Below are 22,267 nucleotides of genomic sequence, written 5' to 3'. Positions count from 1 at the left end.
ACGAGTCAGTAAGAAAATCACACCAGGAGGAGCCCACAGTGGCTAAGGCGAAGTTCGAGCGGACGAAGCCGCACGTCAACATCGGCACCATCGGTCACATCGACCACGGTAAGACCACCCTTACCGCGGCGATCTCGAAGGTGCTGCACGCGAAGTACCCGGACCTGAACCCGGAGTTCGCGTTCGAGGACATCGACAAGGCCCCCGAGGAGCGCCAGCGCGGGATCACGATCTCGATCGCGCACATCGAGTACCAGACCGAGTCGCGTCACTACGCTCACGTCGACTGCCCGGGTCACGCGGACTACATCAAGAACATGATCACCGGTGCCGCGCAGATGGACGGCGCGATCCTCGTGGTCGCCGCCACCGACGGCCCGATGCCGCAGACCAAGGAGCACGTGCTCCTGGCCCGCCAGGTCGGCGTGCCGTCGATCGTCGTCGCGCTCAACAAGTGCGACATGGTCGACGACGAGGAGCTCATCGAGCTCGTCGAGATGGAGGTGCGCGAGCTCCTCAGCGAGTACGAGTTCCCGGGTGACGACATCCCGGTCGTGCGCGTTGCCGCCTACCCCGCCCTGCAGGGCGAGGAGAAGTGGATGGACTCCGTCGCCGAGCTCATGCAGGCCGTCGACGACTACATCCCGACCCCGGCTCGTGAGACCGAGAAGCCGTTCCTGATGCCCGTTGAGGACGTCTTCACGATCACCGGTCGTGGCACCGTCATCACCGGTCGTATCGAGCGCGGCATCGTCAAGGTCGGCGAGGAGGTCGAGATCGTCGGCATCCGCGAGGGTTCGCAGAAGACCACCGTCACCGGTGTCGAGATGTTCCGCAAGCTGCTCGACGAGGGCCAGGCCGGTGAGAACGTCGGTCTGCTCCTCCGTGGCACCAAGCGCGAGGACGTCGAGCGCGGCATGGTTGTCATCAAGCCGGGCACCACGACCCCCCACACCAACTTCGAGGGCTCTGTCTACATCCTCTCGAAGGAGGAGGGTGGCCGTCACACCCCGTTCTTCAACAACTACCGTCCGCAGTTCTACTTCCGGACCACGGACGTGACCGGCGTTGTGACCCTCCCCGAGGGCACCGAGATGGTCATGCCGGGTGACAACACCGAGATGTCGGTCGAGCTCATCCAGCCCATCGCGATGGACGAGGGTCTGAAGTTCGCTATCCGTGAGGGCGGTCGCACCGTCGGCGCGGGCCGCGTCACCAAGATCACGAAGTGATCGTCTGATCCAACGTGGAAGGTCCCCGGAGCCGCAAGGCGAAGGGGGCCTTTCGCGTTGGACCAGATGCTCCTTGCTGCTTAAGTAAGCGCTGACTCGGCGCAAACGGACCGGAGCGAAGCGAGGACCGGATTGCGCCGCGTCGGCGCGCCACGAGACCAAGGTAAGAAAGTGACTGACCCGATCCGCCCAGCAAGACCCCACCAGAAGCTGCTAGAAGACGGCCGCACGGTAAGAGAGGTCCTCACCTACACCCGCCGAGGCAGCCGTCTGGACGCCAAGCAGCAGAAGGCCTGGGACGCGTACGCCGAGGAGTGGGTGATCCCGGACGAGGCAGTCGACGAGCCAGGCTTCTCCCTGGAGAGCTGGTTCGGTCGCAAGGCTCCTCTGATCGTCGACATCGGCGGAGGCGTGGGGGAGGCCACGGCCGTGCTCGCGGCGGCACGCCCGGCGTACGACATCTTGGCGCTGGAGGTATGGCGGCCCGGCGTCGCGGAGAGCCTCGCCCGGGTGGGCGCGGCGGGTGCGACGAACGTGCGGTTCTGCAGCGTCGATGCGCTCTGGACGCTCGAGAACCTCCTCACCCCGGGGTCGGTCAGCGAGATCTGGACGTTCTTCCCCGACCCGTGGCACAAGACCCGCCACCACAAGCGGCGCCTGGTGACGCCCACCAACGCGCGGATGATCGCGGAGCGGCTCGCGCCCGGCGGGATCTGGCGGCTGGCGACCGACTGGGTCGAGTACGCCGAGCAGATGGTCGAGGTCCTCGACGCCGAGCCGCTGCTGAGCGGTGGTGTCGTCGAGCGTTGGGACGAGCGCCCGGTGACCAAGTTCGAGCGCAAGGGACTGGCCAAGGACCGGGTCATCACCGACCTGCTCTACCGACGTTGATCCGAACTACCCGTGTCGTGACTGATCTGTAGGCGCGGAACCGCCAAGATCGGCGACATGAAGTTGTACGCCGACAGGCCCCCGCGCCTCGCCGCCCAGTTGTTCGCCGATCTGCTGACGGTGGCGTGGATCGTCGGCTGGATCCTCATCGGCAGGTTCGTCCACGAGATGATCTCGGCGCTCGCCGTCCCCGGAGAGAAGATGGACGACGCCGGCACCTCGCTCTCGGCGAAGCTGCTCGAGGCGGCGGGGAAGGTCGATGACCTGCCGCTGGTCAAGGACGGCATCGCGGTCCCGTTCGAGGGCGCCGCGAAGGCCGCCGACCAGCTCCGCGCGGCGGGGGAGGCCCAGGTCGAGGCCGTCTCCACCATCGCGATCTGGCTGGCCGTCGGGGTCGCGGTCGTACCGGTGCTGATGTGGCTGATGGTCTACGTGCCGCTGCGGTGGCGGTTCATCCGCAACGCCACCTCGACCCAGCGGTTCCTGGAGGCCGGCACCGCGGCCGATCTGGTGGCGCTGCGGGCGATGGCGACCCAGCCGCTGCACAAGCTGGTCAAGATCAGCGACGACCCGGTCAGGGCCTGGCGTGACCGTGACGCCGACGTGGTGGCGAGGCTGGCTGAGCTGGAGCTGAGGTCGGTCGGGCTGAGCGGGAAGCGGCTGAAGCAGGCGACGAAGGGGTAGTCCGGGAGCGAACTGCCTATTACTCGCCAGTATTCGGGCAGTTCGCTCCCGGACTACCCCCGCGTCCCGGCATCCACCACACGCGCTCGACTACCTCCAGCTGACCCCGGTCCGCTGAGAGCGGGCTGATCAGGAGCGCGCGGTGAGGCGGGTTCGGAGCTCACCGTCCCGGGCCAGCCTCGCCGCGTCGCGATCACGTCGGGTGGCGAGCACGGCGGCCAGGTAGGCCTCGGGTGGTGTGCCCGGAGGCGGGCCAGGGGCGACGTACGTCTGCATGTGGGTGGCGAGACGCTCGGCGAGAGCATGGCGGCGGACCGGGTCGGTGTAGGTGCCGACCTCGCCGGAGAGGAACCGCCGCACCGCCAGGCTGAGGCCGACGGGGATGGTGGCGACATCTGTCCGGGAGGCCCAGGCGGCGAGCCCTGGGGGCATCTGGATCGGTGTCGGCGGACGGAGCGGCACCCGTACGCGGATGACGTACGTCCCGGCCGCGATGTCGCCGAGCCGCTTGCCGCGGGGGTGGATCATCGCGGTGAGGAAGGCAACGGCGCCGCTGGTGGCGTAGATCTCGACGACGCCGATCAGGGCGCGTACGAACGCGTGGTGGAAACTGATCGCCCCGCCGTCGTCGCGCACCGTGCGCAGGCCGAGCGCGAGCTTGCCGAGCGAGCGGCCGCGGGTGAGCGTCTCGAGGACCGTGGGGAAGACCACCAGGACCGAGGCGGTGGCCGCGATGTAGGCGGCCCAGCCCAGGGCCTCGTCGGTCGCGGGAGCGGCGGTCATGAAGACGAACAGCGTCACGATCAGCAGTGCCATCACCACGACCACATCGATGAGGCCCGACAGGAGCCGCATCCCCAGCCCGGCGGCCGGCAGGTCCAGGGCGACCGCATCCCCGGTGATCAGGTCGTCGTCGGTGAGCAGCTCCCGCTCTTGCGATTGCGGCGCGGAGGTCATGGCCGTCAGCGTACGCTGCGGGCGTGGATCTCGATGCGTATCTGGCCGCTACCGCCGCCGACCGGACCAGGCTCGAGCAGCTGCTGGCCGAGCGCCGGCTGAGCGGTGCGCAGGCCGACGAGCTGGTCGAGCTCTATCAGCGGGTGAGCACCCAGCTCTCGGTCGTACGCAGCAACGCCCCCGACCCCACGGTCGTCCAGCATCTCTCGGTCCTGCTGGCCGCTGCCCGCAACCGCACCACCGGCACCCGGACGAGCACCTGGTCAGGCTTCCTGCGGTTCTTCACCCACCGATTCCCGGCCGCGCTCTACCGGCTGCGTTGGTGGTGGCTGGGGATGATGGCAGCCAACGTGGTGGTCACCGCGGTCATGATCTGGTGGCTGCTGCGCCACCCGGAGGTCGAGCAGTCGTTGCTCGGGCCGGAGCAGGTCAAGCAGCTGGTCGAGCACGACATCGAGGGCTACTACAGCGAGCACGCGGCATCGTCGTTCGCCACCCAGGTCTGGGTCAACAACGTCTGGGTCTCGTTCATCTGCATCGCGCTGGGTGTGCTCGGGCTGCCGGTGATCTACTCGATGTTCCAGAACATCTCCAACCTGGCGATCCTCGGCACCCTGATGCACCGCCACGACCGCGGCGGACTCTTCTGGGGCCTGATCCTTCCCCACGGGCTGCTCGAGCTGACCGCCGTCTTCGTCGCCGGCGGCGTCGGCCTGCGGATCTTCTGGTCCTGGATCGACCCCGGCTCGCTGACCCGTGGGCAGTCGATGGCCCGTGAGGGCCGCACCGCCGCCGGCATCGCCCTCGGCCTCATCGTCGTGCTCCTGATCTCCGGCATCATCGAAGCCTTCGTCACCCCCTCGCCCCTCCCCACCTGGGCCCGGGTCGGCATCGGCGTCCTCGCCGAGCTCGCCTTCTTCGCGTACGTCTTCATCGTCGGCCGCGCCGCCGCCTCCCACGGCGAGACCGGCGACATCGACGACCGCCTGCTCGAGGACCGCGTCGCCACTCAGGCCTAGCTCTCAGAGCTGGCCGGTGGCCTTGAGCTGTAGGTAATGGTCGGCGAGAGCGGGTGGGAGGGACTCGGCGTCGGCGTCGACGATGTCGACGCCGAGGGTGCGGAGCATGGCGGCGGTGTGGTCGCGGCGGCGGAGGGTCTGCTCGGCGGCGGCCGCGGCGTAGACGTCCTCGAGGGTGTCGCGGGAGGCGGCGGTCGCCTCGAGCTCGGGGTCGCGGACCGAGGCGATGACGACGCGGTGGTGCTGGGTCAGGACCGGGAGTACGGGGAGGAGCGACTCCTCGATCGCGTGCGGGTCGAGGGGCGTCAGCAGGACGACGAGCGCGCGGTGACGGCCGAGGCCGGCGACCGCGCCGGCGAGGTTGGACCAGTCGGCCTCGGCGATGACCGGCTCGAGGTCGGCCATCGCCTCCTGCAGCCGCTGGGTGACGTCGCGCTGGCCGGCGAAGCGGACCCGGGAGCGTACGCGCAGGTCGCCGGCGATGAAGTCGATCCGGTCGCCGGCCCGGGAGGCGATGGCGGCGAGCAGCAACCCGGCATCCATCGCGGAGTCGAGCCGCGGCACCCCGCCGCCGGCGCCCTCGATCCGGCCGGCCGAGGTGCGGGAGGTGTCGAGCACCAGCACCACGCGACGGTCCCGTTCCGGCTGCCAGGTGCGGACCACGACGGTGCGGGAGCGGGCGGTGGTGCGCCAGTCGATGGAGCGTACGTCGTCACCGCGGACGTACTCCCGCAGCGAGTCGAACTCCGTCCCCTGCCCGCGCACCCGGACCGCGGCCCGGCCGTCGAGCTCGCGCAGGCGCTGCAGCCGCGACGGCAGGTGTTTGCGCGACTCGAAGGCGGGCAGCACCCGCACCGATCCCTCCACCGGGATCGTGCGCTGCCGGGCCCCCAGACCCAAGGGCCCGTACGCCCTCACCGTCACGCCCGACGCCCGCAGATCTCCGCGGCGCCGCGGCCGCAGCGGCGTACGCAGCCGGGTGCTGTCGCCGCGACCGAGCCGGATCCGATGCCGATTCTGAGCGGCGCCGGCGGTCGGCTGCCAGGCATCACGCACGAGCGCCCGGAAGTGGCGCGCGGGGGAGCGGACGACCAGCTCCGACGTCGTCGACTCGCCCAACCGGATCCCGCCCAAGGGCACCCTGCGGATCTCCAGGGTCGCCGGCTTGGGCGCCAGGAACATGTCGAGGAGCGCCAGCACCACCACGAGCAGGATCCAGACTGCCGCCGTGCCGGCGCTCGGCCGCAGCACCACCGGCACGATGCCGGCCAGCATCAGCAGCGGGACCCGCCAGGTGATGGTCATCGGGGGACGGGGACGGCGCCGATGGCGGAGGAGAGGACCTGGGAGACCTGGACGCCCTCGAGCTCGGCCTCGGGGCGCAGCGCAAGGCGGTGGGCGAGGGTGGCGTGGGCGAGAGACTTCACGTCGTCGGGGGTCACGAAGTCGCGGCCCGCGAGCCAGGCCCAGGCGCGCGCGGAGCGGAGCAGGGCGGTGGCGCCTCGCGGCGACACCCCGGCCGAGAGCGACGGGGACTCGCGGGTCGCCCGGGCGATGTCGACGATGTAGCCGGTGACCTCGGGGGACACCTGGACGGAGCCGACGTGCTGCCGGGCGGCCTCGATGTCGGCGCCGGACGCCACGGCGGTGACGCCGGCACCGGCGACGTCGCGCGGGTCGAAGCCGGAGGCGTGCCGGTTGAGGATCTGCACCTCGTCGGAGCGCGACGGCACCGGCAGGACGACCTTCAGCAGGAACCGGTCCAGCTGGGCCTCGGGAAGGGGGTAGACACCCTCGTACTCGATCGGGTTCTGGGTCGCGGCCACCAGGAACGGGCGCGGCAGCGCGCGGGTGACCCCGTCGACCGAGACCTGGCCCTCCTCCATCGCCTCGAGCAGCGCCGACTGTGTCTTCGGCGGGGTTCGGTTGATCTCGTCGGCCAGGAGCAGGTTGGTGAAGACCGGCCCCTCCCGGAAGGTGAGCTCGCCGTGGGACGACTCCACCACCATCGACCCGGTGATGTCGCCAGGCATCAGGTCGGGGGTGAACTGCACCCGGCGGGTCTCCACCGAGAGTGCCGCCGACAGGGACCGCACCAGCAGGGTCTTGGCGGTGCCGGGTACGCCTTCCATGAGCACGTGGCCGCCACAGACCAGCGCGACCAGCAGCCCGGAGACCGCGGCGTCCTGCCCGACGACCGCCTTGGCGACCTCGGCCCGGACCGCGGTGAGTCGCTCGCGCGCGCCGTCGGGCGAGACGTTGGCGATGGTCTCGGATTGGGTCATGGGTGTCGTACCTCTTCCTCAAGGGCCGCCAGCGCGTTGGCCAGCGTGATCAGGTCTTGGTCGGTCTCGATCGGGGCGTCGGTGAGCAGCGCGGAGACCTCGAGATCGGGGCGTCCGGTGTGCTGGGCGACGGCGCGTACGACGGCCTCCGGGGTGGCATCGCGACCCAGCCGCAGCCGCCGGGCGAGGCGGGTGCGGGCAGCCTGCCGCAGGGTCGTCGCGGCGTGCGTGCGGTCGCCGGAGCGGCGGTAGAGCCGGCCCAGGCTGCGGGTCGTCTCCCCGGCACGGACGTGGACCGGCAGCGGCTCGACCGCCAGCGGACCCAGCCGCCGTCCGTGGGCGATGGCGAAGGCGACGACCGCGAGCAGCAGGAGCCACAGCGCCGGGTTGATCCAGCGTGGCAGCAACGAGTTGGGGGAGTGGGTCTCGTCGGGGGCGAGGTCGTCGAGGGAGGGGACGTACCAGACCAAGTGATCGTTCTCGCCCAGCAGCCGCAGGGCCACCGCCGCGTTGTCCGCCCGCAGGATCTGGTCGTTGGTCAGCACCTGCGGCGCACCCCAGACGGTGAGGCCCTCCGCTGGTGCGAGCACTGCGCCGCCCTCGTGCGCGAAGCAGGTGCCGGCGTCGTACGCGGTGACCGCATCGGCCTGGATGCTGAGCCCTTCCCAGCGCTGGTCGTCGCAGCCCGCCTCGACCTTCTCGGGCGTCTGGGCGACCGCGTAGGGGATGCCGAGCATCGCCGACACGTAGGGGGTGGGCTCGGCCAGGATCAGGTCGGCGGCGTCGCCGGTGCGCTCACGCAGCCGGGTGGCGGTGTCCTCTCCGAGCGCGTCGGTGCCGGTCACGAAGACCGTCGTGTCCCGCCCGATCTCGGTGCTCTCCAGACGCTTCGACGAGCGGACGATCTCCACCTCGACCCCGTGGTCCTCGAGCACCTGGACCAGGGCCCGGGTGCCGTCGGGGTCGGGACTCTCGGGGTCGTAGGCGGCAAAGGAGTCGCCGCCCTTCGGCGTCGCGACGTATGCCAGCACGACCGCGATCATGAAGGCCAGCGCGACGATCAGGATCGGCCGGTTCCGTCGGAACCAGCTCAGCGGTCCGGCGGCCGAGTCCGCGGTGGTCGTCGGGGCCGGGGTCTGCGTGGTCATCGCGCCACCGCCAGCTCCTGCTCGAGAGCGAGTACGCCCTCGGCCTGTTCACGCGTGGCGGGGTGGTCGCCGTAGAGGACCTCGTTGAACAGCTCCGCGGCCCGTCCGGCGCGGCCCTCGAGCGACATCTCCCGCTCCAGGCTCGCCGCGACCTCGGCGGCGGTCAGCCCGGGGTCCTCGGCGAGCCGGCCGCGCTCGACCTGTCGCCTGGCCAGGGCCCGGAATCCGTCGACCACCGCGGCGCCATGATCTCCCGAGGCGTACGCAGCCTCGGCCCTCGCCCGGAGCGCGGCCGCGGAGAGCGACTCGTCGGTGAGGACGTCGCCGTTGCGGTCGCGGGCGACCCGGGGACTGCGCCGGGCCCGCGAGACCAGCAGACCGATCCCGACCAGGAGCGCCGCGAAGACGACCATCGCGGCGACGGTCTGGGCCCAGGGTACGTCGCCGACCGACGGCAGGCCGTCGGACAGGGTGCGCTCGATCCAGCGCAGGATCCGCTCGATGAGGTCGAGGTCGTGGTATTCCGGTCCGGCCAGCTCGCGCCGGAGCCAGGAGCGACTCTCCTCGGGCGTCGGGGTCAGAGGAGGAGTCGGTTGGAGGAGGATCATCTGCTCAGCAGCCCGGCCTGCTCCATCAGTTCGACCTCGTAGGACTCCTTGCGGATCCGCTGGTCGAGATACTGCAGGTTGGTCACCGCGCCGCTGAACGGCGCCACGATCGCAGCGGAGACCACGGTCGAGACGGCGCTGCCGGCGATGGTCGCGAGGAAGTAGAGATCGGGCTGCACGATGCCCACGATGCTCGCGACCAGGCTGATCGGGAAGGCGACGACCTGGGAGGCGAACCCGACGATGATGGCGGCCAGCAGCCAGATCCCGAAGAGCCGCCAGAACTGTCTCGCCGACAGCTGCCAGGCCCGCTTGATGGCACCGAAGACCCCGGTGCTCTCCAGCATCAGCGCGGGCACCGCGAGCAGATAGAGCCGCACCGTCAGGAAGAGGGTGGCCACGATCAGCAGCAAGAACATCAGGATGCCGACCAGGATGGCCGGGACGGGACTGTCGACGACGATCGCGAGGACCACCACCGGGGTGGCTGCGACCGCCAGGACCAGGGTGAAGACCACCCCGCTCAGCAGCGCCAGCCCGATCAGCCGCCAGCGGTTGCCATGGGTCGCCGCCCACGCCTGCGCGAGGGTGAGCTTGCGGCCGATCGCCGCGGCGTGGGCGACATGGGAGATCATCCCCGCCACCAGGATCGCGCCGATCGCCTGCAGGACCGAGCCGAGGAAGAGGGAGCCGACGGCGATCAGCATGCCGATGATCTCGGAGCCGCCGGGCGCGTAGTCAGGGTCCTCGAGGCCGGCCCCGAGCCCTTCCAGGGCGTCGCCGGTGAACGTCATCGCCGCGGTCACGCCCAGCGGGATGGCCATCGCGACCGCCGCCACGAGGACCGAGGCGCCCACCGTCGCGCCGGGGTTGAAGCGTACGAGCCGGAAGGCGCCGTCGAGCATGTCGCCGAGGCCCAGAGGACGCAGCGGGATCGCTCCCGGCTTGTGGGCCGGCGGCAACGGCTGGGCCCATGCCGGTGGCGCCGGTCGGGGCTGCACCGGGTAGCCCGGCGGGGGCGGGGCCGACGGGTTCGTCGCGCCCTGTTGAGGTTGCTCACCCGGTGGGGGTGGCCACACTCCTGACATCTGGATGCTCCTCGTCGCGACGACCGGCGAACTCGCTCGGTTGGGGGCATCCTCTCAGAGCGACCCAGGCGACATCGTTGATTTGGAGCCACCTGCGTACGCGTGACAAGATTCTCTGGTTGCTCCAGTGAACTGTTCGCTGGGGTGTGCACACCTTGACTACTGAATCGCGTCACCTGAGCAGGCTGATCAGCCTGTCCGGATGTGGTCTGTGGTCGTCGTGTGCCCATCCCGAAGGCGTGGTTCCAGTGAAGCTGATGGTGAAAGTCTCGTCGAGAAGTCGGCGTTCGCTTGTGAAAAATAAGCGACACGCCCGACCTCGGGGGTCGGAGCCAGAGGTGAGCAACCGGGCCGACTCAGCCGGAGGAAGCCTGTAGCACGCGGCACGCTGACCAAGAAGGACGAGAGAGACAGATGGCGGGACAGAAGATCCGCATCAGGCTCAAGGCCTATGACCACGAGGTGATCGACACCTCGGCGCGAAAGATCGTGGACACGGTCACCCGTACGGGTGCCAAGGTCGCCGGCCCGGTGCCGCTGCCGACCGAGAAGAACGTGTACTGCGTCATCCGCTCGCCCCACAAGTACAAGGACTCGCGCGAGCACTTCGAGATGCGCACCCACAAGCGCCTCATCGACATCATCGACCCGACCCCGAAGACTGTTGACTCCCTCATGCGGCTCGATCTGCCTGCTGGTGTCGACATCGAGATCAAGCTCTGAGGTTGACGACATGACGATCGAACGCAACGTGAAGGGTCTCCTGGGCACCAAGCTCGGCATGACCCAGCTGTGGGACGAGAACAACGTCGTCGTCCCCGTGACCGTCATCGCGGCGAACACCAACGTCGTGACCCAGGTCCGCACCCCCGAGGCCGACGGCTACAACGCCGTGCAGATCGGCTACGGCGAGATCGACGGCCGCAAGGTGAACAAGCCGGGCGCCGGCCAGTTCGAGAAGGCCGGCACCACGCCGCGCCGCCACCTGGCCGAGATCCGCACCGCCGACGCCGCGTCGTACGCCGCCGGCCAGGAGCTCCCCGTCGACACCTTCGCCATCGGCGAGGAGATCGACGTGACGGGCACCTCGAAGGGCAAGGGTTTCGCTGGTGTCATGAAGCGTCACGGCTTCCACGGCGTCGGTGCCTCCCACGGTGCCCACCGCAACCACCGCAAGCCGGGATCGATCGGCGCCTGCGCCACCCCGGGTCGCGTCTTCAAGGGCGTCCGCATGGCCGGTCACATGGGTACTGACACCGTCACCACCCAGAACCTGACCGTGCACGCCGTCGACACCGAGAAGGGCCTCATCCTGGTCAAGGGTGCCATTCCTGGCCCCAAGGGTGGCCTCGTGGTCCTCCGCTCGGCTGCTAAGAAGCTGGAGGCCTGATCATGGCTATCAAGACCGTCAAGGTCGACTTCCCGGCTGAGATCTTCGATGTTGAGGTCAACATCCCGCTGATCCACCAGGTCGTCGTCGCGCAGCGGGCCGCTGCGCGCCAGGGCACGCACTCCACCAAGACCCGCGGCGAGGTCCGCGGTGGTGGACGCAAGCCCTACAAGCAGAAGGGCACCGGTCGCGCCCGCCAGGGTTCGACCCGCGCGCCGCAGTTCGCCGGTGGTGGCGTCGTCCACGGCCCGCAGCCGCGTGACTACAGCCAGCGCACCCCCAAGAAGATGAAGGCTGCCGCCCTGCGCGGTGCCCTCTCCGACCGGGCCCGTGCCGGCCAGATCCACGTGGCCGAGTTCGCCCTCGAGGCGCCCTCGACCAAGACCGCGCTGACCGCCCTCAAGGCGATCTCGGACGTCAAGCGTTACCTCGTCGTCCTGGACCGCTCCGAGTCCGTCGCCGCGCTGAGCCTGCGCAACGCCCCTGAGGTGCACCTGCTCTGGGCCGACCAGCTCAACACCTACGACGTCCTCGTCTCCGACGACGTTGTCTTCTCCAAGCCGGCCTTCGAGGGGTTCATCTCGGGCAAGCCGGTCGTCGCCGCCAAGGAGACCGTCACCATCGGTGAGGTCGAGAAGGACGCGATCAAGGAGGCTGCCGTCGAGCCCGCCAAGGAGATCGACCTCCCCGAGGGCGCTGTCGCGCCGCTCGAGGACGGCTCGGCCCCCGAGGGCTTCGACATCAAGGGCAACGTCAAGGGCAAGGACAAGAAGTTCCACGCCCCGGGCGGCCGTTGGTACGAGTCCACCAAGGCGGAGTTCTACTTCAAGTCCGCCGAGGACGCTATCGCGGCTGGTTTCGTTGAGGCCGGCAAGAAGAAGGAGGCCGACAAGTGAGCACGCTGCACTACGACCCCCGCGACATCCTGATCGCGCCGGTGGTCTCCGAGAAGAGCTACGGCCTCCTCGACCAGAACAAGTACACCTTCATCGTTCGCCCCGACGCGAACAAGACCGAGATCAAGATCGCGGTCGAGAAGGTGTTCGACGTCAAGGTGACCTCGGTCAACACGATCAACCGCAAGGGCAAGGCCCGTCGTACGCGTTACGGCCTGGGCAAGCGCCCCGACACCAAGCGCGCGATCGTCTCCCTGGCCGTGGGCGACCGCATCGACATCTTCGGCGCGTGAGAAGGACTGACTGAACATGGCTATTCGTAAGTACAAGCCGACCACCCCGGGCCGTCGTGGCTCGTCGGTGGCCGACTTCGCCGAGATCACTCGGACCACGCCGGAGAAGTCGCTGACCAAGCCCCTTCCCAAGAAGGGCGGCCGCAACAACCAGGGTCGCATCACGACCCGCCACATCGGTGGCGGTCACAAGCGTGCGTACCGGATCATCGACTTCCGTCGCTACGACAAGGACGGCGTGCCGGCCAAGGTCGCTCACATCGAGTACGACCCGAACCGCACCGCCCGTATCGCCCTGCTGCACTACTTCGACGGCGAGAAGCGCTACATCCTCGCGCCCGTCGGCGTCAGCCAGGGCACCGTCGTCGAGTCCGGCCCGACCGCCGACATCAAGCCCGGCAACAACCTCCCGCTGCGCAACATCCCGGTTGGTACCACCATCCACAATGTTGAGCTGCGTCCTGGTGGCGGCGCGAAGATCGCCCGCTCCGCCGGTATGAGCGCCCAGCTGGTCGCTCGTGAGGGCTCCAAGGCAACGCTTCGCATGCCTTCGGGTGAGATGCGCTTCGTCGACGTGCGCTGCCGCGCCACCGTCGGCCAGGTCGGCAACGCCGAGCAGTCCAACATCAACTGGGGTAAGGCCGGCCGCATGCGGTGGAAGGGCGTTCGCCCGACCGTCCGCGGTGTCGTCATGAACCCGGTCGACCACCCGCACGGTGGTGGTGAGGGTAAGACCTCTGGTGGCCGTCACCCGGTCAGCCCCTGGGGTAAGCCCGAGGGCCGTACGCGTAAGCGCAAGGCCTCTGACTCGCAGATCATCCGCCGCCGTAAGAGCGGGAAGGGTAGGAAGTAAGCAATGCCTCGCAGCCTGAAGAAGGGCCCCTTCATCGACGACCACCTTCAGAAGAAGGTGGACGCCGAGAACGAGAAGGGCACCCACAACGTGATCAAGACCTGGTCGCGCCGCTCGATGATCGTGCCCGAGATGATCGGTCACACCATCGCGGTGCACGACGGTCGCAAGCACGTCCCGGTCTTCGTGTCCGACTCGATGGTCGGTCACAAGCTGGGCGAGTTCGCCCCGACCCGCACGTTCAAGGGTCACATCAAGGACGACCGGAAGGGACGCCGTCGATGACCACCACCGAACGGCAGCGCATCAGCGCCCGCCGCGACTCCCTGCTCGGCGACCAGCCGGGTGCCTTCGCGAGTGCCCGCTTCGTGCGGATCACCCCGCTGAAGGCACGCCGCGTCGTCGACCTGGTCCGCGGTCTGCCCGTCGACGAGGCTCTGTCCCTGCTGCAGTTCGCGCCGCAGGCAGCCTCCGAGACTGTTTACAAGGTTCTCGAGAGCGCCATCGCCAACGCGGTGTCGACCGAGGGTCTGGACCGTGACGACCTCGTCGTCTCGGTCGCCATGGTCGACGAAGGTCCGACCATGAAGCGCTGGCGCCCCCGCGCCCAGGGTCGTGCGACCCGCATCAACAAGCGGACCTCGCACATCACCCTGGTCGTGCAGCCGGCCGACGTCGTCGAGAAGGGCGGTAAGAAGTAATGGGTCAGAAGATCAACCCGAACGGCTTCCGCCTGGGCATCTCGACCGACCACAAGTCGCGTTGGTACGCCGACAAGCAGTACAAGGAGTACGTCGGCGAGGACGTCAAGATCCGCAAGCTGCTCAGCAAGGGCATGGAGCGGGCCGGCATCGCCAAGGTCGAGATCGAGCGCACCCGTGACCGCGTCCGTGTGGACATCCACACCGCGCGTCCCGGCATCGTCATCGGTCGCCGCGGCGCCGAGGCCGACCGCCTCCGCACCGAGCTGGAGAAGCTCACCGGCAAGCAGGTTCAGCTGAACATCCTCGAGGTCAAGAACCCCGAGGTCGACGCTCAGCTGGTCGCTCAGGGTGTCGCCGAGCAGCTCAGCGGTCGCGTGCAGTTCCGTCGCGCGATGCGCAAGGCCATGCAGACCACCATGCGCTCCGGTGCCAAGGGCATCCGGATCCAGTGCTCGGGTCGTCTGAACGGCGCCGAGATGTCGCGTACCGAGTTCTACCGCGAGGGCCGCGTTCCGCTGCACACGCTGCGTGCCGACATCGACTACGGCTTCTACGAGGCCCGCACGACCTTCGGCCGCATCGGCGTGAAGGTCTGGATCTACAAGGGCGAGGTCTCCGGCTCGCGCGCCGAGCGTCAGGCCGCCCAGGCCGCCCGCGCCGGCGTCCCGGGTCGCGGTGGCAACGACCGTCGCGGTGGCCGCGGCGACCGTCCGTCGCGTGGCTCCCGTGGTGACCGCCCGAACCGCGCTGACCGCGCGGCGAAGACTGAGGCGCCGGCTGCCGCTGAGGCTCCCGCCGCCGAGACCACGACCCAGGAGGGCTGATCCATGCTGATGCCCCGTCGAGTCAAGCACCGCAAGCAGCACCACCCGAAGCGCACTGGCGTTGCCAAGGGTGGCACGAAGCTGGCCTTCGGTGACTACGGCATCCAGGCGATCGAGGGTCACTACGTGACCAACCGCCAGATCGAGGCAGCGCGTATCGCGATGACTCGTCACATCAAGCGAGGCGGCAAGGTGTGGATCAACATCTACCCCGACGTCCCGCTGACCAAGAAGCCCGCCGAGACCCGCATGGGTTCCGGTAAGGGTTCGCCCGAGTGGTGGGTTGCCAACGTCAAGCCGGGCCGCGTCATGTTCGAGCTCTCCGGTGTCGACGAGACCACGGCCCGCGAGGCGATGCGCCGCGCGATCCACAAGCTGCCCATGAAGTGCCGTTTCATCACGCGAGAGGCTGGTGAGTTCTGATGGCTAACTCCCTGCAGGCGTTCGAGCTGGACGAGCTCACCGACGTCGACCTCGAGGCGAAGCTGCGCGAGGCGAAGGAGGAGTTGTTCAACCTCCGGTTCCAGGCGGCCACCGGCCAGCTGGAGAGCCACGGTCGGCTCCGCACCGTCAAGAAGGACATCGCCCGGATCTACACCGTGGTGCGTGAGCGCGAGCTCGGCATCCGCGTGGCCCCGGGCACCGAGACCACCGAGGAGGCCTGAGATGGCTGAGACCACCACTGAGGGCACCGAGCGCAACACGCGCAAGGTGCGCGAGGGCCTCGTCGTCAGCGACAAGATGGACAAGACCATCGTCGTCGAGGTCGAGGACCGCGTGAAGCACCCGCTCTACGGCAAGGTCATGCGCCGTAGCAGCAAGCTCAAGGCTCACGACGAGCAGAACACCGCCGGCATCGGCGACCGCGTCCTGGTCATGGAGACCCGGCCGCTGTCCGCCACCAAGCGGTGGCGCCTCGTCGAGGTCGTCGAGCGCGCCAAGTGATCCTCGTCTCCTAGGAGACGGATCCGGCCGGCTTCAAACGCCGCCAAATTGACCAAAGGGCGCAGGTCCAGCGACCATTGTTCGCTGGGCCTGTGCCCATCAAATCCCATTACGTTCGGCAAGGCTCACCCGCCCTGGAGCGGGGAGAGAACCAGCTCGACAAGGAGAAGTAATGATCCAGCAGGAGTCGCGACTCAAGGTCGCCGACAACACTGGTGCGAAGGAGATCCTTTGCATTCGTGTGCTCGGTGGTTCCGGTCGTCGCTACGCCGGCATCGGCGACACCATCGTCGCCACCGTCAAGGACGCTATCCCCGGTGGCAACGTGAAGAAGGGTGACGTCGTCAAGGCCGTCATCGTGCGCACCGTCAAGGAGCGCCGCCGTGCAGACGGCTCGTACATCCGCTTCGACGAGAACGCCGCCGTCATTCTCAAGAACGACGGCGAGCCGCGAGGCACCCGCATCTTCGGCCCGGTCGGCCGTGAGCTGCGCGACAAGAAGTTCATGAAGATCATCTCGCTCGCGCCGGAGGTGCTGTGATGGGTCGCTCGCACATCAAGAAGGGCGACACCGTCAAGGTGATCGCTGGTAAGGACAAGGGCGGCTCCGGCAAGGTGATCGCTGTCCTCACCCAGGAGGACCGTGTGATCGTCGAGGGCATCAACCTCGTCAAGAAGCACACCAAGGTCCAGGACCAGGGCGGTCGCGCCGGCACCACCGGCGGCATCGTGAACACCGAGGCCCCGATCCACGTTTCCAACGTCCAGCTGCTCGAGGGTGGCGAGCCGGTTCGCGTCGGCTACCGCCGTGAGACGGTCCAGAAGCGTCGCCCCGACGGGTCGACGTACGCCGCCGAGCGCAGCGTTCGCATCTCGCGCAAGACCGGTAAGGACATCTGATCATGACCGACACCGCTGTGGCCCCGCGCCTCAAGACGAAGTACCGCGAGGAGATCGCCCCGGCCCTGCAGGCCGAGTTCGAGATCCCGAATGTCATGCAGATCCCCGGTCTGACCAAGATCGTCGTCAACATGGGTGTGGGCGAGGCTGCTCGCGACTCCAAGCTGATCGAGGGCGCTGTCAACGACCTGACCGCGATCACCGGCCAGAAGCCGCTGATCAACAAGGCGAAGAAGTCCATCGCGCAGTTCAAGCTGCGTGAGGGCATGCCGATCGGTGCGCACGTCACGCTGCGCGGCGACCGCATGTGGGAGTTCCTCGACCGCCTGCTCTCGCTCGCTCTGCCCCGGATCAGGGACTTCCGTGGTCTCAACGGCAAGCAGTTCGACGGCAACGGCAACTACACCTTCGGTCTCACCGAGCAGGTCATGTTCCACGAGATCAACCAGGACAAGATCGACCGCTCGCGGGGCATGGACATCACCCTCGTGACGACTGCCACCAACGACGACCAGGGTCGCGCGCTGCTCAAGGCGCTCGGCTTCCCGTTCAAGGAGAACTGAGATGGCGAAGACCGCTCTCAAGGTGAAGGCCGCCCGCAAGCCGAAGTTTGCGGTCCGCGGTTACACCCGCTGCCAGCGCTGCGGCCGCCCGAAGGCTGTGTTCCGCAAGTTCGGCCTGTGCCGTATCTGCCTGCGCGAGATGGCCCACCGCGGCGAGCTGCCCGGCGTCACCAAGTCCTCCTGGTGAGCGATCACCGTTCCAACCACTGACGTTGAAGGTCCTCATGACTCCGTGTCGTGAGGAAACCACTACGAGAAAGGGCCGTTCGGCCAATGACGATGACTGACCCGATCGCAGACATGCTTACTCGTCTGCGCAACGCCAACCAGGCGTTCCACGATACGGTTTCGATGCCGTACAGCAAGCTGAAGCAGGGCGTCGCTGAGATCCTCCAGCAGGAGGGTTACATCAGCAAGTACGAGGTGCTGGAGCCCACCGAGGGCCAGGTCGGCAAGACCCTGGCGATCACCCTCAAGTACGGCCGCAACCGTGAGCGCTCGCTCGCCGGTGTCCGCCGCATCAGCAAGCCCGGTCTGCGTGTCTACGCGAAGCACACCGGTCTCCCGAAGGTGCTCGGCGGCCTCGGCGTCGCGATCATCTCGACGAGCCAGGGTCTGCTGACCGACCGCCAGGCGAACAAGAAGGGCGTAGGTGGGGAAGTCCTCGCCTACGTCTGGTAATCAGGGAAGGGAGAGAGAAGAAATGTCGCGTATTGGCAAGCTCCCCGTCCCGGTTCCGGCCGGCGTGGACGTCACCATCGACGGCCAGGTCGTGAACGTCAAGGGCCCCAAGGGCACCCTGTCGCACACCGTGGTCGACCCGATCACCGTCGAGAAGGGTGACGGCGTCCTCGACGTCAAGCGCCCCGACGACAGCCGGGACAACAAGGCCCTCCACGGCCTGTCCCGCACGCTGATCAACAACATGGTCCTGGGTGTCACCGAGGGCTACGAGAAGAAGCTCGAGATCGTCGGCGTGGGTTACCGCGTGCTGTCGAAGGGCCCGACCAAGCTGGAGTTCCAGCTGGGTTACTCCCACTCGATCGTCTTCGACGCGCCCGAGGGCATCACCTTCACCACCGACGGTCCGACCAAGCTCGGTGTCGTCGGCATCGACAAGCAGCTCGTCGGTGAGGTTGCGGCCAACATTCGCAAGCTGCGCAAGCCGGAGCCCTACAAGGGCAAGGGCGTTCGTTACGCCGGCGAGAACATCCGCCGCAAGGTCGGAAAGGCTGGTAAGTGATGGCCATCTCGCTGTCGAACAACAAGCACACCGCTTCCCGTGTCCGCTCGCGCCTGCGTCGTCAGGCCCGCGGTCGCAAGAAGATCGAGGGTACGCCGGAGCGCCCGCGCCTCGTCGTGACCCGCTCGGCCAAGCACATCACCGCCCAGGTCGTCGACGACCTGGCCGGCAAGACGCTTGCCTCGGCTTCGACCATCGAGGGCGACCTGCGGTCGGCCTCCGGTGACAAGACCGCCAAGGCCAAGCAGGTCGGCGAGCTGGTTGCGTCGCGTGCCAAGGCCGCTGGTGTGGAGACTGTCGTCTTCGACCGTGCCGGCAACAAGTACCACGGCCGTGTCGCCGCGCTCGCTGATGGCGCGCGCGGGGCCGGTCTGACCTTCTGATCGCAACGATCGAACGAGAGAAGAGGAAAGTCTGATGAGCGGAGCCCAGCGCGGACAGCGTGGTGGCGAGCGCCGAGGTCGCGACGACCGTCGTAACCAGAGCGCCGACAAGACCGCCTACATCGAGAAGGTCGTCGCGATCAACCGAGTTGCCAAGGTCGTGAAGGGTGGTCGTCGCTTCAGCTTCACCGCCCTTGTGATCGTCGGTGACGGTGAAGGTCTGGTCGGCGTCGGCTACGGTAAGGCGAAGGAAGTTCCCGCGGCGATCGCCAAGGGTGTCGAGGAAGCGAAGAAGCACTTCTTCCGCGTTCCCCGCATCCAGGGCACGATCCCGCACCCGGTGCAGGGTGAGAAGGCCGCTGGTGTGGTCCTTCTCCGTCCGGCCGCCCCTGGTACCGGTGTCATCGCCGGTGGTCCGGTGCGCGCCGTCCTGGAGTGCGCCGGCATCCACGACGTGCTGAGCAAGTCGCTCGGTTCGTCCAACCAGATCAACATCGTCCACGCGACGGTGGAGGCCCTCAGGATGCTCGAGACGCCTGAGGCCGTCGCCGCCCGTCGTGGTCTCCCCGTTGAGGACGTCGCCCCCGACGCGCTGCTCAAGGCGCAGGTCGAGGCCGCGGCTCCCGCCGCGGAGGTGTCGGCCTGATGGCGCAGCTCAAGGTCAAGCAGCTGAAGGGCCGCGTTGGTCTGAAGCAGAACCAGCGCGACACGCTGCGTACGCTCGGTCTCAAGCGGATCGGCGACGTGGTCGTCAAGGAGGACCGCCCGGAGATCCGCGGCATGGTCCAGACCGTCCGTCACCTGGTGACGGTCGAGGAGGTCGACTGATATGGCACTCAAGGTGCACAACCTGGCGCCGGCTCCCGGTGCCAAGAAGGCCAAGACCCGTGTGGGTCGTGGTGAGGCGTCCAAGGGTAAGACGGCCGGCCGTGGTACCAAGGGCACGAAGGCCCGTTACCAGGTCCCCGCTTACTTCGAGGGTGGCCAGACCCCGATGCACATGCGACTCCCCAAGCTGAAGGGTTTCAAGAACCCCTTCAAGGTGGAGTTCCAGGTCGTCAACCTCGACAAGCTCAACGAGCTTTTCCCCGAGGGTGGCGTCGTCACCCCCGAGACCCTGATCGAGAAGGGTGCCGTCCGCAAGGGCCACCCGGTCAAGGTCCTGGGCCAGGGTGACCTGACCGTCAAGGTCGAGATCAGCGCCAACGCCTTCTCCGGCACTGCCAAGGAGAAGATCGAGGCCGCTGGCGGAACTGTCACGGTTCTCTGACAGTTCTACTAACGTAGAGCCTGTCACGTGGGAGCGCGGCCGGGTCGCCCCTTCGGGGTCCCGACCGCGCTCCCGCTGTTTCAGCCCTACGTGCAAGAACTGCCGTGGGGGCTGTTAGGCTGCCACGGGTTTTCGCATCGGCGCAGGCCCTGCGACCCCTGATTGTCGAAAGAGGAACCATTCGTGCTTGGCGCGTTCGCATCAGCGTTCCGTACCCCGGACCTGCGCAAGAAGCTGCTCTTTGTTCTCTTCATCGTCGTGATCTTCAGGGCTGGGTCCCAGATCCCGGCTCCTGGCGTTCACGTCGCGAACGTCCAGCAGTGTCTTGACGCGGCTCAGACCGGTGACAGCGCCGGCCTCTACAACCTGGTCAATCTCTTCTCCGGTGGCGCCCTGCTGCAGTTGACGATCTTCGCGCTCGGCATCATGCCGTACATCACCGCGAGCATCATCCTGCAGCTTCTCGTCGTGGTGATCCCGCGGCTCGAGGCCCTCAAGAAGGAGGGCCAGGCCGGGCAGACGAAGATCACCCAGTACACCCGCTACCTGACCCTCGGCCTTGCGGTCCTGCAGGCCACCGGCATCGTCGCGCTGGCCCGCTCCGGCGATCTGCTCCAGGGCTGCACCCAGCCGCTGCTGCACGACGACGGCACCGCCACCTTCCTGGTCATGGTCATCACCATGACCGCCGGCACCGCGGTCATCATGTGGCTCGGCGAGCTCATCACCGAGCGCGGCATCGGTAACGGTATGTCGATCCTGATCTTCACCCAGGTCGTCGCCACCTTCCCGGCCACGATGTGGGCGGTCAAGAACGACAAGGGCTGGTGGACCTTCGCGATCGTGATCGTCATCGGTCTGGCGATCATGGCGGCGGTCATCTTCATCGAGCAGGCCCAGCGCCGGATCCCGGTCCAGTACGCCCGCCGGATGGTCGGTCGCAAGATGTTCGGCGGCTCCTCGACCTACATCCCGCTCAAGGTGAACCAGGCCGGTGTCATCCCGGTCATCTTCGCCTCGTCCCTGCTCTACCTGCCGGCGATGGCGGCGCAGTTCAACCAGAACGCGCAGAACCCGCCGGCGTGGGTCGACTGGATCAACAACTACTTCGTCCGTGGCGACCACCCGGTCTACATGGCGACGTACTTCGCGCTGATCATCTTCTTCACCTACTTCTACGTGTCGATCACCTTCAACCCACCGGAGGTCGCCGACAACATGAAGAAGTACGGCGGCTTCATCCCAGGTATTCGAGCCGGGAAGCCGACTGAGGACTACCTGTCCTACGTTCTGTCCCGTATCACCCTGCCGGGCTCGCTCTACCTCGGTCTGGTTGCGCTCATCCCGCTGATCGCGCTGGCCCTCATCGGCGCCAACCAGAACTTCCCGTTCGGCGGCACCTCGATCCTCATCATGGTCGGCGTCGCCCTCGACACGGTGAAGCAGATCGAGAGCCAGCTCCAGCAGCGCAACTATGAAGGGTTCCTCCGATGAGACTGATCATCATGGGCCCGCCGGGAGCCGGCAAGGGCACCCAGGCGAAGTTCATCGCCGAGCACTTCGGGATCCCCGCGATCTCGACCGGTGACATCTTCCGCGCCAACATGAGCGAGGGCACGCCCCTCGGCATCGAGGCGAAGTCCTACGTGGACAAGGGAGAGTACGTCCCGGACTCGGTCACGAACCTGATGGTGCGCAACCGCATCGACCAGGACGACGCCTCGCAGGGGTTCCTTCTCGACGGTTACCCGCGCACGCTCGCCCAGGTCGAGGAGCTCGACGGGATGATCAAGTTCACCGGCCACGCCCTCGACGCCGTGGTCGTGCTGACGGTCGACAAGGACGAGATCGTGCAGCGACTGCTGCAGCGCGCCCAGCTCGAGGGCCGCGCCGACGACACCGCCGAGGTGATCCGTCGCCGCCAGGAGGTCTACCTCGAGGAGACCGCGCCGTTGATCGAGGTCTACAAGGGTCGTGGCCTGGTCCACGAGATCGATGGACTGGGTGAGGTCGCGGACGTGACCAAGCGGATCTTCGACGAGCTCGACATCGTCCCGGAGTCCTGACCAGAACATGTACGCAACGGGGGAG

Annotated in this window: 33 protein-coding genes; 27 read left to right on the top strand and 6 right to left on the bottom strand. The window is 67.8% G+C overall.

Translation table 11 applies throughout. The features are described 5' to 3' along the window. Positions 1 to 38 precede the first annotated feature (38 nt). From tuf to ACFU7D_RS06470, 3 genes are all read left to right on the top strand, one after another. Entirely contained in the window at positions 39 to 1,232 is a 1,194-nt protein-coding gene (tuf, locus tag ACFU7D_RS06480; RefSeq protein ID WP_091052360.1) for an elongation factor Tu, read from the top strand. Positions 1,233 to 1,403: 171 nt separating this feature from the next. After that, on the top strand, positions 1,404 to 2,123 hold the full coding sequence (gene trmB / locus ACFU7D_RS06475; protein ID WP_378864757.1) for a tRNA (guanosine(46)-N7)-methyltransferase TrmB: 720 nt from the start codon (positions 1,404 to 1,406) through the stop codon (positions 2,121 to 2,123). A gap of 57 nt (positions 2,124 to 2,180) precedes the next feature. Beyond that, positions 2,181 to 2,807: a hypothetical protein gene (locus tag ACFU7D_RS06470; protein WP_378864754.1), complete on the top strand. Its 627-nt coding sequence runs from the start codon at positions 2,181 to 2,183 to the stop codon at positions 2,805 to 2,807. A gap of 129 nt (positions 2,808 to 2,936) precedes the next feature. On the opposite strand, the gene ACFU7D_RS06465 is transcribed toward ACFU7D_RS06470, so the two are convergent. Then, entirely contained in the window at positions 2,937 to 3,764 is an 828-nt protein-coding gene (locus ACFU7D_RS06465) for an RDD family protein (RefSeq protein WP_378864751.1), read from the bottom strand. A gap of 23 nt (positions 3,765 to 3,787) precedes the next feature. On the opposite strand from ACFU7D_RS06465, the gene ACFU7D_RS06460 reads away from it, so the two are divergent. Next, positions 3,788 to 4,783, top strand: coding sequence for a stage II sporulation protein M (locus ACFU7D_RS06460; protein WP_378864748.1), 996 nt, complete (start codon positions 3,788 to 3,790; stop codon positions 4,781 to 4,783). A gap of 3 nt (positions 4,784 to 4,786) precedes the next feature. Here ACFU7D_RS06460 and ACFU7D_RS06455 read toward each other — a convergent pair whose 3' ends face one another. The 5 genes from ACFU7D_RS06455 to ACFU7D_RS06435 are packed head-to-tail and all read right to left on the bottom strand — an operon-like array spanning position 4,787 to position 9,912. Next, on the bottom strand, positions 4,787 to 6,088 hold the full coding sequence (locus tag ACFU7D_RS06455) for a DUF58 domain-containing protein (RefSeq protein ID WP_378864745.1): 1,302 nt from the start codon (positions 6,086 to 6,088) through the stop codon (positions 4,787 to 4,789). Beyond that, positions 6,085 to 7,068 carry a MoxR family ATPase gene (locus tag ACFU7D_RS06450; RefSeq protein WP_160026998.1) on the bottom strand — a complete coding sequence of 328 codons (984 nt, stop codon included), beginning with the start codon at positions 7,066 to 7,068 and terminating at the stop codon, positions 6,085 to 6,087. Before ACFU7D_RS06450 ends, ACFU7D_RS06455 begins: the two co-directional genes overlap by 4 nt. Further along, entirely contained in the window at positions 7,065 to 8,216 is a 1,152-nt protein-coding gene (locus tag ACFU7D_RS06445) for a DUF4350 domain-containing protein (protein ID WP_378864742.1), read from the bottom strand. Before ACFU7D_RS06445 ends, ACFU7D_RS06450 begins: the two co-directional genes overlap by 4 nt. Continuing rightward, the gene (locus ACFU7D_RS06440; protein WP_378864739.1) at positions 8,213 to 8,824 is read right to left on the bottom strand and encodes a DUF4129 domain-containing protein; all 612 of its coding nucleotides are present in this window, start codon (positions 8,822 to 8,824) and stop codon (positions 8,213 to 8,215) included. Before ACFU7D_RS06440 ends, ACFU7D_RS06445 begins: the two co-directional genes overlap by 4 nt. Beyond that, the gene (locus tag ACFU7D_RS06435) at positions 8,821 to 9,912 is read right to left on the bottom strand and encodes a hypothetical protein (protein ID WP_378864736.1); all 1,092 of its coding nucleotides are present in this window, start codon (positions 9,910 to 9,912) and stop codon (positions 8,821 to 8,823) included. The genes ACFU7D_RS06440 and ACFU7D_RS06435 overlap by 4 nt, the downstream gene beginning before the upstream one ends. A gap of 414 nt (positions 9,913 to 10,326) precedes the next feature. On the opposite strand from ACFU7D_RS06435, the gene rpsJ reads away from it, so the two are divergent. From rpsJ to ACFU7D_RS06320, 23 genes are all read left to right on the top strand, one after another. Beyond that, complete coding sequence (rpsJ, locus tag ACFU7D_RS06430) at positions 10,327 to 10,635, top strand: 30S ribosomal protein S10 (RefSeq protein ID WP_008360994.1); 309 nt, start codon at positions 10,327 to 10,329, stop codon at positions 10,633 to 10,635. Positions 10,636 to 10,645: 10 nt separating this feature from the next. After that, the gene (gene rplC, locus ACFU7D_RS06425) at positions 10,646 to 11,302 is read left to right on the top strand and encodes a 50S ribosomal protein L3 (RefSeq protein WP_378724836.1); all 657 of its coding nucleotides are present in this window, start codon (positions 10,646 to 10,648) and stop codon (positions 11,300 to 11,302) included. A gap of 2 nt (positions 11,303 to 11,304) precedes the next feature. After that, positions 11,305 to 12,198, top strand: coding sequence for a 50S ribosomal protein L4 (gene rplD / locus ACFU7D_RS06420; protein ID WP_378724838.1), 894 nt, complete (start codon positions 11,305 to 11,307; stop codon positions 12,196 to 12,198). Then, positions 12,195 to 12,491 (top strand): 50S ribosomal protein L23, encoded by a 297-nt coding sequence (gene rplW, locus ACFU7D_RS06415; RefSeq protein WP_378724840.1) that lies wholly within the window; start codon positions 12,195 to 12,197, stop codon positions 12,489 to 12,491. The genes rplD and rplW overlap by 4 nt, the downstream gene beginning before the upstream one ends. A gap of 16 nt (positions 12,492 to 12,507) precedes the next feature. After that, positions 12,508 to 13,344 (top strand): 50S ribosomal protein L2, encoded by an 837-nt coding sequence (gene rplB / locus ACFU7D_RS06410; RefSeq protein ID WP_091052382.1) that lies wholly within the window; start codon positions 12,508 to 12,510, stop codon positions 13,342 to 13,344. Positions 13,345 to 13,347: 3 nt separating this feature from the next. After that, positions 13,348 to 13,629 carry a 30S ribosomal protein S19 gene (gene rpsS, locus ACFU7D_RS06405; protein ID WP_008361004.1) on the top strand — a complete coding sequence of 94 codons (282 nt, stop codon included), beginning with the start codon at positions 13,348 to 13,350 and terminating at the stop codon, positions 13,627 to 13,629. Next, positions 13,626 to 14,045: a 50S ribosomal protein L22 gene (gene rplV, locus ACFU7D_RS06400; RefSeq protein ID WP_091052384.1), complete on the top strand. Its 420-nt coding sequence runs from the start codon at positions 13,626 to 13,628 to the stop codon at positions 14,043 to 14,045. The genes rpsS and rplV overlap by 4 nt, the downstream gene beginning before the upstream one ends. Beyond that, positions 14,045 to 14,872 (top strand): 30S ribosomal protein S3, encoded by an 828-nt coding sequence (rpsC, locus tag ACFU7D_RS06395; RefSeq protein ID WP_045550115.1) that lies wholly within the window; start codon positions 14,045 to 14,047, stop codon positions 14,870 to 14,872. Before rplV ends, rpsC begins: the two co-directional genes overlap by 1 nt. A 3-nt stretch (positions 14,873 to 14,875) precedes the next feature. Next, on the top strand, positions 14,876 to 15,295 hold the full coding sequence (gene rplP, locus ACFU7D_RS06390; protein ID WP_378724842.1) for a 50S ribosomal protein L16: 420 nt from the start codon (positions 14,876 to 14,878) through the stop codon (positions 15,293 to 15,295). Further along, positions 15,295 to 15,537, top strand: a complete 243-nt coding sequence (gene rpmC, locus ACFU7D_RS06385) for a 50S ribosomal protein L29 (protein WP_008361011.1) — start codon at positions 15,295 to 15,297, stop codon at positions 15,535 to 15,537. Before rplP ends, rpmC begins: the two co-directional genes overlap by 1 nt. Before the next feature lies 1 nt (position 15,538). Next, positions 15,539 to 15,817, top strand: a complete 279-nt coding sequence (gene rpsQ, locus ACFU7D_RS06380) for a 30S ribosomal protein S17 (protein ID WP_357335433.1) — start codon at positions 15,539 to 15,541, stop codon at positions 15,815 to 15,817. Between the two features lie 172 nt (positions 15,818 to 15,989). After that, on the top strand, positions 15,990 to 16,358 hold the full coding sequence (rplN, locus tag ACFU7D_RS06375; RefSeq protein ID WP_008361015.1) for a 50S ribosomal protein L14: 369 nt from the start codon (positions 15,990 to 15,992) through the stop codon (positions 16,356 to 16,358). Further along, on the top strand, positions 16,358 to 16,717 hold the full coding sequence (rplX, locus tag ACFU7D_RS06370; RefSeq protein WP_091052390.1) for a 50S ribosomal protein L24: 360 nt from the start codon (positions 16,358 to 16,360) through the stop codon (positions 16,715 to 16,717). The genes rplN and rplX overlap by 1 nt, the downstream gene beginning before the upstream one ends. Positions 16,718 to 16,719: 2 nt before the next feature. After that, on the top strand, positions 16,720 to 17,280 hold the full coding sequence (gene rplE / locus ACFU7D_RS06365; RefSeq protein ID WP_091052391.1) for a 50S ribosomal protein L5: 561 nt from the start codon (positions 16,720 to 16,722) through the stop codon (positions 17,278 to 17,280). 1 nt (position 17,281) lies between these two features. After that, the gene (locus ACFU7D_RS06360) at positions 17,282 to 17,467 is read left to right on the top strand and encodes a type Z 30S ribosomal protein S14 (protein ID WP_017932844.1); all 186 of its coding nucleotides are present in this window, start codon (positions 17,282 to 17,284) and stop codon (positions 17,465 to 17,467) included. 86 nt (positions 17,468 to 17,553) lie between these two features. Beyond that, positions 17,554 to 17,961: a 30S ribosomal protein S8 gene (rpsH, locus tag ACFU7D_RS06355; RefSeq protein ID WP_378724845.1), complete on the top strand. Its 408-nt coding sequence runs from the start codon at positions 17,554 to 17,556 to the stop codon at positions 17,959 to 17,961. A gap of 22 nt (positions 17,962 to 17,983) precedes the next feature. Beyond that, positions 17,984 to 18,523 carry a 50S ribosomal protein L6 gene (rplF, locus tag ACFU7D_RS06350; RefSeq protein ID WP_378724847.1) on the top strand — a complete coding sequence of 180 codons (540 nt, stop codon included), beginning with the start codon at positions 17,984 to 17,986 and terminating at the stop codon, positions 18,521 to 18,523. Continuing rightward, entirely contained in the window at positions 18,523 to 18,906 is a 384-nt protein-coding gene (rplR, locus tag ACFU7D_RS06345; protein WP_378677861.1) for a 50S ribosomal protein L18, read from the top strand. The genes rplF and rplR overlap by 1 nt, the downstream gene beginning before the upstream one ends. Before the next feature lie 34 nt (positions 18,907 to 18,940). Then, on the top strand, positions 18,941 to 19,552 hold the full coding sequence (gene rpsE / locus ACFU7D_RS06340) for a 30S ribosomal protein S5 (RefSeq protein WP_378724849.1): 612 nt from the start codon (positions 18,941 to 18,943) through the stop codon (positions 19,550 to 19,552). Beyond that, positions 19,552 to 19,734 carry a 50S ribosomal protein L30 gene (rpmD, locus tag ACFU7D_RS06335; protein WP_378724850.1) on the top strand — a complete coding sequence of 61 codons (183 nt, stop codon included), beginning with the start codon at positions 19,552 to 19,554 and terminating at the stop codon, positions 19,732 to 19,734. The genes rpsE and rpmD overlap by 1 nt, the downstream gene beginning before the upstream one ends. Before the next feature lies 1 nt (position 19,735). Further along, on the top strand, positions 19,736 to 20,176 hold the full coding sequence (gene rplO, locus ACFU7D_RS06330; protein ID WP_091052397.1) for a 50S ribosomal protein L15: 441 nt from the start codon (positions 19,736 to 19,738) through the stop codon (positions 20,174 to 20,176). A 183-nt stretch (positions 20,177 to 20,359) separates the two neighbouring features. Next, positions 20,360 to 21,670 (top strand): preprotein translocase subunit SecY, encoded by a 1,311-nt coding sequence (gene secY, locus ACFU7D_RS06325; RefSeq protein ID WP_091052399.1) that lies wholly within the window; start codon positions 20,360 to 20,362, stop codon positions 21,668 to 21,670. Further along, complete coding sequence (locus ACFU7D_RS06320) at positions 21,667 to 22,242, top strand: adenylate kinase (RefSeq protein ID WP_378864731.1); 576 nt, start codon at positions 21,667 to 21,669, stop codon at positions 22,240 to 22,242. Before secY ends, ACFU7D_RS06320 begins: the two co-directional genes overlap by 4 nt. Positions 22,243 to 22,267: the final 25 nt, after the last annotated feature.

Source organism: Nocardioides sp. NPDC057577 (assembly GCF_042801335.1).
Taxonomy (GTDB): domain Bacteria; phylum Actinomycetota; class Actinomycetes; order Propionibacteriales; family Nocardioidaceae; genus Nocardioides.
This window is presented reverse-complemented; position numbering and strand designations above follow the sequence as displayed.